Annotated in this window: 10 protein-coding genes; 3 read left to right on the top strand and 7 right to left on the bottom strand. The window is 71.0% G+C overall.

Annotated features, from left to right (window positions below; translation table 11 throughout):
• Positions 1-25: 25 nt before the first annotated feature.
• The 3 genes from C7H75_RS13035 to C7H75_RS13025 form a co-directional block, all read right to left on the bottom strand.
• A complete protein-coding gene (locus C7H75_RS13035) occupies positions 26-1,051 on the bottom strand; it encodes a pirin family protein (protein WP_106851438.1) in 1,026 nt (341 codons plus the stop codon).
• A gap of 78 nt (positions 1,052-1,129) precedes the next feature.
• Positions 1,130-2,005, bottom strand: a complete 876-nt coding sequence (locus C7H75_RS13030) for a DMT family transporter (RefSeq protein WP_081206085.1) — start codon at positions 2,003-2,005, stop codon at positions 1,130-1,132.
• Between the two features lie 3 nt (positions 2,006-2,008).
• Positions 2,009-3,355, bottom strand: a complete 1,347-nt coding sequence (locus C7H75_RS13025) for a DEAD/DEAH box helicase (RefSeq protein WP_064058857.1) — start codon at positions 3,353-3,355, stop codon at positions 2,009-2,011.
• 84 nt (positions 3,356-3,439) lie between these two features.
• Between C7H75_RS13025 and C7H75_RS13020 the strand changes: the two genes are divergently transcribed.
• A complete protein-coding gene (locus C7H75_RS13020; protein WP_013416098.1) occupies positions 3,440-3,940 on the top strand; it encodes a nucleoside deaminase in 501 nt (166 codons plus the stop codon).
• A gap of 65 nt (positions 3,941-4,005) precedes the next feature.
• On the opposite strand, the gene gnd is transcribed toward C7H75_RS13020, so the two are convergent.
• The 4 genes from gnd to C7H75_RS13000 all read right to left on the bottom strand — a co-directional run bounded on the left by gnd (position 4,006) and on the right by C7H75_RS13000 (position 9,575).
• Positions 4,006-5,466 carry an NADP-dependent phosphogluconate dehydrogenase gene (gene gnd, locus C7H75_RS13015; RefSeq protein WP_106851437.1) on the bottom strand — a complete coding sequence of 487 codons (1,461 nt, stop codon included), beginning with the start codon at positions 5,464-5,466 and terminating at the stop codon, positions 4,006-4,008.
• A 151-nt stretch (positions 5,467-5,617) separates the two neighbouring features.
• Positions 5,618-7,846 (bottom strand): DEAD/DEAH box helicase, encoded by a 2,229-nt coding sequence (locus C7H75_RS13010; protein WP_394342309.1) that lies wholly within the window; start codon positions 7,844-7,846, stop codon positions 5,618-5,620.
• A 289-nt stretch (positions 7,847-8,135) separates the two neighbouring features.
• On the bottom strand, positions 8,136-9,095 hold the full coding sequence (locus C7H75_RS13005) for a M56 family metallopeptidase (protein WP_064058855.1): 960 nt from the start codon (positions 9,093-9,095) through the stop codon (positions 8,136-8,138).
• 27 nt (positions 9,096-9,122) lie between these two features.
• Positions 9,123-9,575, bottom strand: a complete 453-nt coding sequence (locus C7H75_RS13000) for a BlaI/MecI/CopY family transcriptional regulator (RefSeq protein WP_106851435.1) — start codon at positions 9,573-9,575, stop codon at positions 9,123-9,125.
• Between the two features lie 133 nt (positions 9,576-9,708).
• Here C7H75_RS13000 and C7H75_RS12995 point away from each other — a divergent pair, with 133 nt between their 5' ends.
• Positions 9,709-11,016 carry an alpha/beta hydrolase gene (locus C7H75_RS12995; RefSeq protein WP_106851434.1) on the top strand — a complete coding sequence of 436 codons (1,308 nt, stop codon included), beginning with the start codon at positions 9,709-9,711 and terminating at the stop codon, positions 11,014-11,016.
• Complete coding sequence (locus tag C7H75_RS12990) at positions 11,013-13,556, top strand: MprF family protein (RefSeq protein ID WP_106851433.1); 2,544 nt, start codon at positions 11,013-11,015, stop codon at positions 13,554-13,556. The genes C7H75_RS12995 and C7H75_RS12990 overlap by 4 nt, the downstream gene beginning before the upstream one ends.
• Positions 13,557-13,599: the final 43 nt, after the last annotated feature.

Genomic DNA, 13,599 nt, shown 5'->3' with positions numbered 1-13,599 from the left:
ACTGCCCGGACGGGGAGTGCGCCCGCTATCCGGCGTGTGCCGGATCCGGGCGTTCGACCCGCCCGTCGCCGTAGCGGGCGAAGCGGCCGGCGTCCCGGTCGTGCACAGGCGCGTCGTCCGGCCACGGCCAGCCTCCGAAGCCGGTGCGCCGGTAGTCGTCGTACGCCTCGAGGATCTCGCGTTCGGTGTTCATCACGAACGGGCCGCGGGCCGCGACGGGCTCGCCGATCGGGACGCCCTGCAGCACCAGCACGGTGGCCGCCGTCTCGGCGCGCACGGTGAGCGCGGCGCCGTCGTCGGGGGCGTACCCCCAGCCGGACTCGACGTCGGTGCCGTCGACATGGACGCGGGCTCCGTCGCCGTGGACGTAGAGCACCCGGCGCGCATCCGGCGACGTGGCCGCGGGCAGCTCGACGACGGCGCCGGGCTCGAGGTCCACGAGCCAGATCGCGACGTCCGAGGTGACGTCGGACGCCCACGAGTTGGCCGGCGGCGCCGGCGCATCCTCGCCCGCGAAGCGTCCCGCGATCACCCGCACCCGCGCACCGTCGAGGGCCACGTCGGGGATGTCCTCGTTCCACTGCATCGTGAACTCGGCCGGTGCGGACTTGTCGCGCGCAGGCAGGTTCAGCCAGATCTGGTACAGCTCGAAGTCGTTGTCGCCGTCCTGATTCAGCAGCGGAAACATCTCGGAGTGGCTGACGCCGCCGCCGGCGGTCACCCATTGCACGTCGCCACCGCCGTAGCGGGCGGACGCGCCGGTGGAGTCGGCGTGGTCGACGAAACCGCGCCGGACGACGGTGATCGTCTCGAAGCCGCGGTGCGGGTGTGCGGGGAATCCGGGGACCGTGGTGCCGTGGTACATGTTCCAGCCCGACGGGTTGCCGAAGTCCTGGCCGAGCGGGCGGTCGGAGACGTCGACGGCGGGAGTGAGATCCGCGGTCCCCTGCGGGTAGTGGTCGACGTGGTGCACGGCGAACAGGAACGGGTCCAGCGCGGGCCACGGGGTGCCGAGACGAAAGACCTGTGCCGTGCGGGCGGGGGTGCTCACGGTGCCTCCAGGAGAAAGATAGTTGAAAGTTACACTTCTCATGATCTCAACGTCCGGGCGGCGGGCAGGCATTCCCCTTCAGTTCGCGACGGACTCCGCCTCTGGTTGCAGCGTGGCCTGGTCGCGCGAGAGCGCGATCGTGGTCGCCAGCATCACGACGATCGCCGCGGCGACGACGGCCAGACCGATCCCGGAGACCTGCAGGCGCTCGTCGAGCACGGTCATGCCGAGGAAGATCGCGACCACCGGCTCGCCGATCGTCATGGCGGGCAGCGATGCCGACAGCGGCCCCACCTGGAACGCGCGCTGCTGGAGGTACACGCCGACGATCCCGGCGGCGAGCAGGGCGTAGGTCTGCCACGCGCCGAGCAGGTGTCCTACCCCGTGCTCGAGAAGGTCGGTGACGTACTTGGTGAAGGCCACCGCGACTCCGTACAGCGCGCCGCTCGCCGTGCCGAGCAGCAGCGCCCGCCACCCCGGATCCATCCGCGGCGACAACCCGAGCGCGGTCGCGCCGGCGACGAGCACCACCACCGTGATCAGCGGCACCGACCACTGCGCCCACGGTGCGTCGGTGCCGCCCTCCGTGGGATTGCCGACGACGAGGAACACCGCGAGCGCGGCCGTCAGTGCGATCGCCAGCGCCCACGAACGTCGGGTGAGCCGGTGCCCGGAGAACTTTGCCGACAGCGGGAGCGCGAACAGCAGCATCGACACCAGCAGTGGCTGCACCACCAGCACCGAGCCGAGTGCGAGCGCGATCACCTGGAACAGGTAGCCTCCGCCGTCCCCGACGATGCCCGCCCACCAGCGTGGGCTGCGCACCAGAGCCGCGATGAGCGATCGGTCCTCGGGAACCTGCGCCGCCGCGGTCTGCTGGGCCACCGACGCGCACGCGAACAGGAACGCGGCGATGAGCGCGCACAGGATCGAGGCGGCGGGCAGCCCGGACATCGGTCAGCTCCCGCCGCGCCGACGGCGGCTCTGCCCGGACTCGGGACGGCCGGTCCCGTCGCGGCGTGGCCCGCCGCGTCCGCGGAAGCCGCGCTGCGGACCCGGGCCCCGCCGGTCCGCGGGGGCCTCCTTCTTCGGTGGCGCGGATGCGGTCTCGGGCTCGGGCACCGGGGTTCCGCTGGGCTCGCGGGCGCCGGTCACCGCCTCCCAGCGGCGGTCGCGTCCGCCCACGGTGAGTGGGTCGACGTCCACCCCGGCGGCACGCATCACCTTCGCGGCGGGACCGCGCTCCTCCTCGGTCACCACCGTCACCACGACACCCGACTCCCCGGCGCGGGCGGTGCGGCCCGCGCGGTGCAGGTACGCCTTGGGTTCGGTGGGCGGGTCGACGTGCACGACGAGCGAGACGTCGTCGACGTGGATGCCCCGCGCTGCGACATCGGTCGCCACCAGCACCGGCAGGGTCCCGCCGGCGAACTCGGCGAGCACCCGGGTGCGGTGGCCCTGCGGCTTGTCGCCGTGCAGGCCGCCCGCCGCGATCCCGACCGCCCGCAACTCGTCGGTGAGGCGGTCCACGCCCGCCTTGGTTCGGACGAACAGCAGCGTCCGGCCCTCGCGGGCCGCGATGCGGGCGACGGTGGGGTACTTGATCTCTCGCGGCACGTGCAGCACGTGGTGCTCCATCGAGTCGACGGCGGCGACGGCCTCCGCGGTCGCGTGCGTGACCGGGTCGTGCAGGTAGCGCGCGACGAGCGTGTCCACCTCGCCGTCGAGGGTCGCCGAGAACAGCAGCCGCTGCGCGGTTTCCGGGGTGCGGTCCAGGATCTCGGTGACCTGCGGCAGGAACCCCAGCTCGGCCATGTGGTCGGCCTCGTCGACGGTGGTGATGCGGACGTCGTCGAGCGCGATCGTCCCCTGGGACACGTGGTCGGCGAGCCGGCCCGGTGTCGCGATCACGACGTCGACGGTGCGTGAGAGCTTGACAGCCTGCGCCTTGAACGGAACGCCGCCGACGATCGTGGCCGTCCGTAGACCCAGCGCGAGAGCCGGTTCGTCCAGCGCCTTCTCGATCTGTGCGGCCAGCTCGCGGGTGGGGGCCAGGACCACCGCGCGCGGACGCGACGGCCGACTCGCCCCGCCCTTGAGGCGCACCAGCAGCGGCAGACCGAACGCCAGGGTCTTGCCCGACCCGGTGGGGCCGCGACCGAGAACGTCACGTCCGGCGAGGATGTCGGGAATGGTGGCAGCCTGGATCGGGAACGGCGCCGAAACACCCGCGCGGCCGAGGGCGTGCACCAGTATCGGGGGCAGACCGAGCTGCGCGAAGGTGGGGAGGGGACGGTCGGACATGGGTGGCGCGGGCCTTCCGGTCGTGAAGTCACAGGCTACCGCGGGGTGGCACAATCGCGGTTCCGTGCGAAAGAGGAGGTACTGGTGTCCGAAACGGGAAGTTCCGAACTGGTCAGCGAGGTCGAGTTCCGGCATCTGCAGCGCTGCGTCGAGCTCGCGGCGGAGGCGCTGCTGGCCGGTGACGAGCCGTTCGGGTCGGTGCTCGCGACCGCCGACGGCACCGCGGTGGCGGAGGATCGCAACCGCATCGCCGACGGCGACAGCACGCGGCATCCCGAGTTCGAACTGGCCCGTTGGGCCGCCGAGAACCTGAGCGCCGAGGAACGGGCCGGCGCGACGGTGTACACGTCGGGGGAGCACTGCCCGATGTGCGCGGCCGCGCACGCCTGGGTGGGCCTGGGCCGCATCGTCTACGTCGCCTCCACCGCGCAACTGGTGTCGTGGCTCGATGAGATGGGAGTGCCGCCGGCACCCGTCCGTCCGCTGCCGATCCAGGACATCGCGCCCGGGGTGACCGTCGTCGGACCGATCCCGGAACTGGTCGACGACGTGCATCTGCTGCACCGCCGGCTCCACCAGGGCTAGTCGTCACAGACGGATCGGGGCGGACGCCGCAGCGTCCGCCCCGATCCGTCAGTAGGCAGGGCTGCTCAGGCCTCGATCTCGGAGCGGTCGCCGCTCCAGAGGGTGTGGAACTTGCCCGGCATGTCGACGCGCTCGTACGTGTGGGCGCCGAAGAAGTCGCGCTGGCCCTGGGTCAGTGCGGCCGGCAGACGCTCGGCGCGCAGACCGTCGTAGTACGACAGCGACGACGCGAACGCCGGCACCGGGATCCCCAGCGTGGTCGCCGTGACGACGACCCGACGCCAGCTGTCGATCGCGTTCTCGATGGCCTCACGGAAATAGGGCTCGACGATCAGCGACGTCAGCTCCGGATTGGTGTCGTACGCCTCCTTGATCCGGTTGAGGAAGCGGGCGCGGATGATGCAGCCACCGCGCCAGATCGTGGCCATGTCGCCGGGCGTCAGGTCCCAGCCGTACTCGTCGCTGCCGGCACGGATCTGGTCGAAGCCCTGCGCGTACGCGACGATCTTCGACGCGTACAGCGCGCGGCGGATGTCCTCGGTGAACTGCGCGACATCGGTCGGCTTGGCGCCCAGCTCACCGGACGCCAGTCCCTGCGCGGCCTTGCGCTGCTCGCGCGACCCGGACAGCGCACGGGCGAAGACGGCCTCGGCGATGCCGGTGACCGGCACACCCAGATCAAGTGCGGACTTGACCGTCCAGCGGCCGGTGCCCTTCTGCTCGGCGGCGTCGACGATCACGTCGACGAGCGCCTTGCCGGTCTTGGCGTCCTTCTGGCGCAGCACCTCGGCGGTGATCTCCACCAGGTAGCTCTCGAGATCGCCGCCGTTCCACTCGGTGAACACGTCGGCGACCTGCTCGGCGTCGAAGCCGAGCGCGTCACGGAACAGGTTGTAGGCCTCGCCGATGAGCTGCATGTCGGCGTACTCGATGCCGTTGTGCACCATCTTCACGAAGTGACCGGAGCCGTCCGGGCCGATGTGCGTGCAGCACGGGGTGCCGTCGACGTGCGCCGAGATCGACTCGAGCAGCGGGCCGAGCGCCGCGTACGACTCCTTGGGCCCACCCGGCATGATCGACGGGCCGTTGAGGGCGCCCTCCTCGCCACCGGAGATGCCGGCGCCGACGAAGTGCAGTCCGCGCTCACGCAGCGCCGCCTCGCGGCGGATGGTGTCGGTGTACAGCGCGTTGCCACCGTCGATGATGATGTCGCCGGGCTCCATCGCGCCGGCGAGCTCCTCGATGACCGCGTCGGTCGCGTCGCCCGCCTTGACCATGATCAGCACGCGTCGCGGCTTCTGCAGCGCGCCGACGAACTCCTCGATGGTCTCGGTGCGGACGAAGTCGCCCTCGTCGCCGTGCTCGGCCAGAAGCGCGTCAGTCTTCGCGATGCTGCGGTTGTGCAGGGCCACCGTGTGTCCGTGGCGGGCGAAGTTGCGGGCGATGTTGGATCCCATGACGGCGAGCCCGGTGACGCCGATCTGGGCGCGGGCAGCCTCGGTGCTGGCAGAAGTCTCTGAGGTCATGGTTACAGCTTCCCCCGAGACCCCACCGTGACGCGAACCGGCCCCGCTGTTCGGGGCGTGACACCGGACACGCATTCGGCCCCGGATGCCCTGCGTAGGGCGGCCGGGGCCGAATGTGGTTCACGGGCGGTCGATCACCTCGACCCGTGCACTATGCGTTGCGGTTGCGGTGCGGACCGTCGAAGCCGTCGTAGCTGCGACGCTCGGTGCGGCTACGGAAACCGTTGCTGCGCTGCTCGGACGGACCCGAGGAGTTGCGTCGGTCGCCGAACGACCGGTTGTCCCGGTCGCCGAAGTCCCGACGCGGGCCGCGGTCGTTACGGTCGTCGCGGTTCCCGCGGAAACCGCCACCGTCGCCGTCCCGGCGGGGGCCACGGTTGTCGAAGTCCCGGCGGGGGCCGCGGTCGTCGCGGTTGCCGAAGGAACGGTTGTCGCGGTCGCCGCGGAACCCGTTGCTGCGCGAATCGCCTCCACGAGAATCGTTTCCGCGGAAGCCGCCCTCGCTGCGACGGTCGCCGGAATCGCGGCGCGGACCGCGGTCGTCGCGGTTGCCGAACGAGCGGTTGTCCCGGTCGCCGAAGTCCCGACGCGGGCCACGGTCGTTACGGTCGTCGCGGTTACCGCGGAAACCGCCACCGTCGCCGTCGCGGCGGGGAGCGCGGTTGTCCCGGTCGCCGAAGTCGCGGCGCGGGCCGCGGTCGCGCTCACCCTGGTTGCGGTCGCCGAAATCACGACGGGGCCCGCGGTCGTCGCGGTTACCGCGGAAACCGCCACCGTCGCCGTCGCGGCGGGGAGCGCGGTTGTCCCGGTCGCCGAAGTCGCGGCGCGGGCCGCGGTCGCCGAAGTTGCCGAACGAGCGGTTGTCGCGGTCGCCGAAGCTGCGCTCACCCCGGCCACGGTCCCCGAAGTCGCGACGCGGACCACGGTCGTCGCGATTGCCGCGGAAACCACCACCGTCGCCGTCCCGGCGCGGGCCACGGTCCCCGAAGTCGCGGCGCGGACCCCGGTCGTCCCGGTTGCCCCGGAAGCCGCCCTCGCGGCGGGGACCGCGATCACCGAAGGAGCGCTCACGGCGATCGCCACGGCTGTCGCGCTCGCTGCGGAAGTAGCTGTCGCGCACCGGCTCACCGCTCGGCGCCTGCGCGCCCGTGATGGTCGCCAGTTCCTCCGAGCCGGGGAACACCGGGACGGCGGTCGCGTTCACGCCGGCCATGCCCGTCAGACGGCGGAACATGCGTCGCTGGTTCGGAAGCACGATCGCCGCGACGACGCCCGCCTCGCCCGCGCGGGCGGTGCGGCCGGCGCGGTGCAGGTAGTCCTTGTGATCCTGCGGCGGATCGACATGCACGACGAGGTCGATACCGTCGACGTGGATGCCGCGCGCCGCGACGTCGGTGGCCACGAGTACCGGGGTGCGGCCCGTCTTGAAGCGCTCGAGCACGCGGGTGCGCTGGTTCTGGGCTTTGCCGCCGTGCAGGGCCTCGGCCGCGACACCCTTCTCACGCAGGCGCTCGGTGATGCCCTCGGCGCCCAGCTTGGTGCGCGCGAACATGATCGTGCGGCCGCCCTCGCGGGAGGCGATCTCGGCGAGCACCGCGTCCTTGTCGCCGCGGTCGACGAGCAGCACGTAGTGGTCCATCGTGGTGACCGAGGCGCGGCCGTCCTGCGTCGAATGCAATTCGTGCTCGGGCAGGAACTCCCGCACCAGCGTCTTGACGTCGTTGTCGAGCGTCGCCGAGAACAGCAGGCGCTGGCTGTCGTTCGGCGTGTCGGCGAGCAGCGTGCGGACCTCGGGCAGGAAGCCCATGTCGGCCATCTGATCGGCCTCGTCGAGCGCGGTCATCTCGATCTCGCCGAGGACGCACGTGTTCTGCCGCAGGTGGTCGCCGAGGCGGCCGGGGGTGGCAACGAGGATGTCGACGCCGCGGCGCAGCTGGTCGACCTGCTTGGTGAACGGGGTGCCGCCGACGGCGGCGCGCACGTTGAGTCCGAGCGAACCGGCGTACGGGGTGAGCGAATCGACGACCTGGAATGCGAGTTCGCGGGTCGGCACGAGAACCAGCGCGCGCGGACGCTTGGGCGCCGGGCGGTCCTCGTGGCGAGCCAGGCGTGCCAGCATGGGCAGACCGAACGCGAGCGTCTTACCCGAACCGGTCTGCGCGCGACCGAGGATGTTCTTGCCGGCGATGGCATCCGGGATGGCCATCGCCTGGATCGGGGACGGCACCGTGATCGAGTTGCGGGCCAGCGCGGCGACGACGGGTTCGGGCAGGCCGATCTCGGCGAATGTCACCTCGGCGGTGGCGCCTTCGGTCTCGATGGTTTCAGGAGACTCGTCGACCTCGGGGGATACGGTTTCGACGGAGGCCGGGACGACGATGTCGTCCTGGCTCTCCTGTACCGACGAATCTTGGGCAGCAGTGGTCACGCGGAATTACCTCTCCGGACGTAGGGCGCGTCGCGGAGCGGGCTGTCATGCAGCCGCACGAAGAGACGAGCCAGGGCACATGTCACCTTGGCCATCCGAAACGCGTCTTGCGGGAGAGATGGGGCTGTGTGCCGCACAATTAGTTGATCGGGCCGCGACAGCGGCCGCATTCGAGTGTACGCGACGACGTCGGCAGTGGACGATCCGCGGCGGCAGGTGTGACCAGTGCTACTTCGGTGGCTCAGGGTTGCGCGGCCGAGAACAGCCGGCTGAGCTCCACCAACCAGGGCACCGCGACGGCGATGGTCGGTACCACGAGGATGGCGGCCGCGCAGACGTACGCGGCCGCGGCGATCCGGATGTCGCCGACCGAGTCGGTGAGGCGCTGGACCCGCACCAGTGTGCTGGGCCCGCCGGCCGCCATCGCCCCGCGGGGCGCGGTGGAGCCGGCACACGCGACCAGCGCGCGGGCGAGTGGGCCGGGGCCGGTGACCTTGACGGCCGAGTCGTCGGCGAGGAGTTCGACGAGCAACTGCACCGAGCCGAGCGCGGACTTCGAGCGCACCACCCGCGGGAAGGCGTGGTGGACGGCGGTGAATGCTTCGAGCACCAGATCGTGCCGGGCCCGCAGGTGCGAACGCTCGTGGGTGAGGATCGCAGTGACCTCGGCGTCGTTGAGCGAATTCAGCGTGCCCTCGCTGAGCACCACCCGTTGACGGAGACCCGGAAGGCAGTAGGCGATCGGCTCCGCGGCGTCGAGCACCCGAACGCCCGGGAAGGTTCCGAGTGCGGTCGAGATGTCGCCGCGGTCGAGAAGGTCGACCAGCATGCGGTGGCGGGCACGCCGGCGGCGGGTGTGCACGCCCACCCGCACCATCGAGAAGATCAGCTTGGCGCCGATCAGGAGGGTGAGACCGAACACGACGACGTACAGGATCCACAGGGGGAGCCCGAGCGCGTCGATCTCGGCGGTCGGCTCCGTCGTGGGGCGGCCGTCGGGGCCGGGCACCAGTAGCTGGCTCGCGATCGCGAGCCCCGAGCTGAACGCGGACAACACCGCTGCGAGCGCAATCGCCTGCCACAGCACGAGAGCGGCCCGAGGGGCGCGGAACGGCCACCGCGCGCGACTGAGCAGCGCCGGTACGGGACCGGTGAGAGCGAGCGCGAGCAGCCCGAAGGCCAGCGCCGTGGTGGCGTTCATCGTCGACAGATCATGGCAGCGGGGGCCTCAGCTCGCTCGTCCGGTGCCCGGGCGCAACCCGGTGGGACGAACGGGATCCCCGGCCTGAGCCACCGGCTCGGACTTCGCGGCTTCGGCAGCCTCGAGTGCGGCGAGGGCCTCACGCAGTGCGGCCGCCTCGTCGGCGCCGACCTGGCCCACGAAATGGACCAGCGCGGCAGCACGCTCACCGGACGCGTCGGCCTGCTGCAGCGCGTCGACCATGAGGCTCGCGACCAGTTCGTCGCGGCCGTGCATCGGGAGGTAGCGGTGCGCGCGGTCGTCGCGCTGCTGGATCACCAGGTGCTTCTTGGCAAGTCGCTGCAGCACTGTCATCACCGTGGTGTACGCGAGTTCGCGCCGGGTCGCCAGCGCCTCGTGTACCTGTCGCACAGTCTGAGGCTCCGTCACCGACCACAGATGGTCCATCACCGCACGTTCGAGCTCGCCGAGTCCAGCCATGCTCCGATTCTACGGACCGCCCTCCCGGAATGGTTACTACTGGCGGTAGTAACTTCGGGAAGTTCGGTGTGGTATCGGTCTCACCGCGGCGCCGGGCGGTATACCGGTGGGGAAACGACAGCGCGGAGGTCCGATGTTCGGGTGGCTCGATCGACTGCCGCTGGTCTCCGGGCCGTTGCCGGTCGTCCTCGCGGTCTGCGGAATCGCCGGTGCCGGCTGGTTGCTCGCGAGTCGGCGACGCTGGTTCCTGCGCTGGGCGCTGCCCGCGTCGGTGGTTGGAGCGGTCGCCGCGACGCTGCTGCTGTGGGTGATCGTCGAGAAGGTGTCGAAGCCGTTCCCCGACCCGATCGAGACGTCGGTGTACGTGTGGATCGGCATCGGGCTGTGGGCGGCGCTGCTGGCGCTCCCGCGCGCCTTCACCACTCGCAAGTGGTGGGTGCCGATCACGGTGCTCGCGGCGGGGGCCGTCGTGCTCGCGGTCGCCGTGCAGATCAACCTGGTGTTCTACGCCTATCCCACGGTGGGGACCGCGCTGGGGCTGCCGGACCCGGACCGGATCGACTTCGCCGAGGTACCTCCGCCGACGGACCCCGTCGTCACCGGTAGGCCCCTCGAGGATGCGTGGGCGCCGCAGGCTCCCACCGATCTTCCGGCCAGCGGCCGCTACACGACCGTGGCCATCCCCGGCGCGACGTCGGGGTTCGCCGCGCGCGACGCCGTCGTCTATCTGCCACCCGCCTACTTCGCGAACCCGCGGCCCCTGCTGCCGGTGCTGGTGATGCTCGCCGGGCAACCCGGGTCCCCGGAGGACTGGCTCAACGGCGGCAAGCTCGCGATGACGATGGACGCGTTCGCGCGCGAACACCACGGACTCGCCCCGGTGGTCGTCGTTCCGGACGGCACGGGTTCGCAGCTGGCCAACCCGCTGTGTCTCGACTCGCAGCTGGGGAAGGTCGCCAGCTACCTCGCAGTGGATGTACCGACCTGGATCAAGACGCACCTGCAGGTCGACCCCGATCCGCGGTCCTGGGCGGTCGGCGGATTGTCCTACGGCGGAACGTGTTCGCTGCAGTTGGCGACCAACCATCCCGAGGTGTACCCGACGTTCCTCGACCTGTCCGGTCAGGAGGAACCGACGCTCGGCGACCGCCGACGGACCGTCGACCAGGCGTTCGGCGGTGACGAGGCCGCGTTCGTCGCGGTGAATCCGTTGGATCTGATGAAGTCGCGACGCTATCCGGACACGGCGGGGATCATCGTCGTGGGCACGCGCGACGACGCCTATCGCGGCGGCGCCCAGAAGGTTTTCGCGGCAGCGCGGGACGCGGGCATGGACGTGCAGTACGTGGAGGTGCCGGGCAGCCACAGTTTCGCGGTGTGGTCGGCGGGGCTACGGCAGGAGATGGATTGGCTGGCCGAGAGGATGGGACTGATCTCGTGACAACGCTCCGCCGTTACGCGCGCCGGACATACGAGCTGCTCCGCTACGGAGCTGCCGGAGCACCGGTCAGCATCACCCTGCTCGCCGTCATGTGGGTACTCGGCTTCGCGACCGACTCCATCGTCCACGGTCCCGGTCAGTTCGTCGACCGGCATCTCGCCGTCGGGATCGGTCCCGTCGAGCACTGGCGGTTGTGGACCAGTCTCAGTGCGGGTCTGTGGGCGCCCGGGCTCGCCGGCTACCTCGGCGCCACCGTGCTCGTCTTCCTGGTCGCCGCCCCGCTCGAGCGCCGGATGGGGTCGGGGCGCTTCGCGCTCGCGGCGCTGATCACCCAGGTAGCCGGCGCGCTGGTGGGCCTGGCCGTCGCGTCGGCGGTGAAACTGCTCGACGCGGACTGGGGCTTCCGGCTGCACATCGGGACCGCGGTAGGCCCGACGACATGGATCGCGGGCGCCGCGATGGCGGCGAGCGCCTCGATGGACACGCTGTGGCGCAGACGGATCCGCGTGGGCCTGCTGGCTCTCACGATCACGCTGGTGTTGTTCGCCGGACAGTTGCAGGACGTGATCCGACTCGGCGCGGTGATCGTGGGCCTGTGTATCGGTCCGTGGATCGTCCACCGGTCCGCCCGCGGCGCGCGGATCTCCGGGACCCGGCGCGAGGGCCGGGTCCTGGTCGCGATCGTCGTGGCCGCCACCTCGATCGGCACGATGCTCGCGGCGCTGTCGCCGCACGCGGTCGGGCCGCTGTCGGTGTTGCGTGACCTGTTCCGCGGGGTGCCCTGGACGACCGCCGAGGTCCGCGAGATCTGCGCGGAGTCCTCGTCGTCCCTCGACTGTCGGCGGGGTGAACTCGACCTGCGCCTGTCCGGGCTCGGCCCGACCCTGCTCAGCCTGATGCCGTCGGTGTTCCTGCTGGTGCTGTGCGACGGGCTGCGCCGCGGCCGCCGGTTCGCGTGGATCGCCTCGCTCGTCGCGCAGTTGCTGCTGCTGGCGCTGTCGCTGCTGAACTTCGCGGTCCGCTACATCGACGTCGCCGACGAGGAGTCGCTCTTCTACGGCCTCGACGCCCCCAACGTGTACCGGACACTGACGCCGTTCCTGACGCCGCTCGCGCTGGTGGTGCTGCTGTTGGCGACCCGCAAACTGTTCGACGTGCAGGCGCCGTCGAAGACCTATCGCAGGCTTGCCGGCAAACTCGCCGTGCTGATCGCGGGTCTCGGTGTGCTGTACGTACTCGGGGGCCTGTGGGCGCGCAACGGTTTCGACCGTCGCCCCACCGCCTGGACGCTGCTCGCGGACTTCCCGGAGCGGCTGGTGCCGCCGGTGTACCTGCAGATGCTCGACCCGCGTCTGCTGCCCGACGACTGGGCGTCGACACTGCTCTACGAGTGGACCGGCGTGGTGTTCTGGGTCGTGGTGTGCGTGCTCGTCGGCGCCTCGTTCCTGCGGCCCGCGCACGGCGCCGACACCGGCGCCGCCGAACGGGCACGGGAGATCCTCGTGCACGGTTCGGGTAGTGCGCTGGCCTGGATGACGACGTGGCGCGGCAACTCCTACTGGTTCGGCGCCGGAGGAGACAGCTACGTCGCCTACCGGGTGATCGGCGGTGTGGCGCTCACGACGGGCGGGCCGGTGGGCCGACCGGATCGGGTGGGTGACGACGTCGTCGGGTTCGCGGAGTTCGCGGCGTCGAACGGCTGGGTGCCGTGCTTCTACTCGGTGACCGGGGACGTACGGGACGCGGCGACCGCACAGGGCTGGGTGGGCGTGCAGGTGGCCGAGGAGACGGTCCTCGATCTCGGCTCGATCGCGTTCACCGGCAAGAAGTTCCAGGACGTGCGCACCGCACTGAACAAGGCGGCGAAGTCGGGGATCACCGCCGAGTGGGTGAGCTTCCCCACGGCGCCGCTCGCGATCACCGACCAGATCACCGCGATCTCCGAGGAATGGGTGGCCGACAAGGGCATGCCCGAGATGGGGTTCACGCTCGGCGGCCTGCAGGAAATGGACGACCCCGAGGTGCGTTGCCTCATCGCGGTCGACGAGCAGCGCACCGTGCACGGGGTGACGTCGTGGCTGCCGGTGTACCGGGACGGCCGGGTGGTCGGATGGACGCTGGACTTCATGCGTCGGCGCGGCACCCCCGAGGCCTTCCGCCCGGCGATGGAGTTCCTCATCGCGTCGGCGGCGTTGCTCCTCGAGCAGGAGGGCGCCGAGTTCGTGAGCCTGTCCGGGGCCCCGTTGGCGACCGTGCGCGACGGCGAGCAGGCGGACGTGCCGAGCGAGGTGCGGCCCGGGCTGTCGGAGGCGATGGACTCGTTGCTCGACGTGCTCGGCCAGACTCTCGAACCGGTGTACGGGTTCCGGTCGCTGCTGGCGTTCAAGTCGAAGTTCCAGCCGCGGTACGAGCCGATGTACATGTGTTTCCCGGACCCTGTCGCCCTGCCGAGCATCGGCAATGCGATCGGCCGCGCCTACTTGCCGGACGTGTCGCTGGGGCAGAGCGTGCGCCTGGTGCGGACGCTGATCAAGCGCTGACGCACCTCCGATCGGTGGTTGACGTGGTTGACTTGCTGGTGGC

The organism is Rhodococcus (subgen. Prescottella) equi, from assembly GCF_003013675.1.
GTDB lineage: Bacteria > Actinomycetota > Actinomycetes > Mycobacteriales > Mycobacteriaceae > Prescottella > Prescottella equi.
Note: the sequence above shows the minus strand (reverse complement) of the source record. Positions and strands in the feature narration are given on the sequence as shown.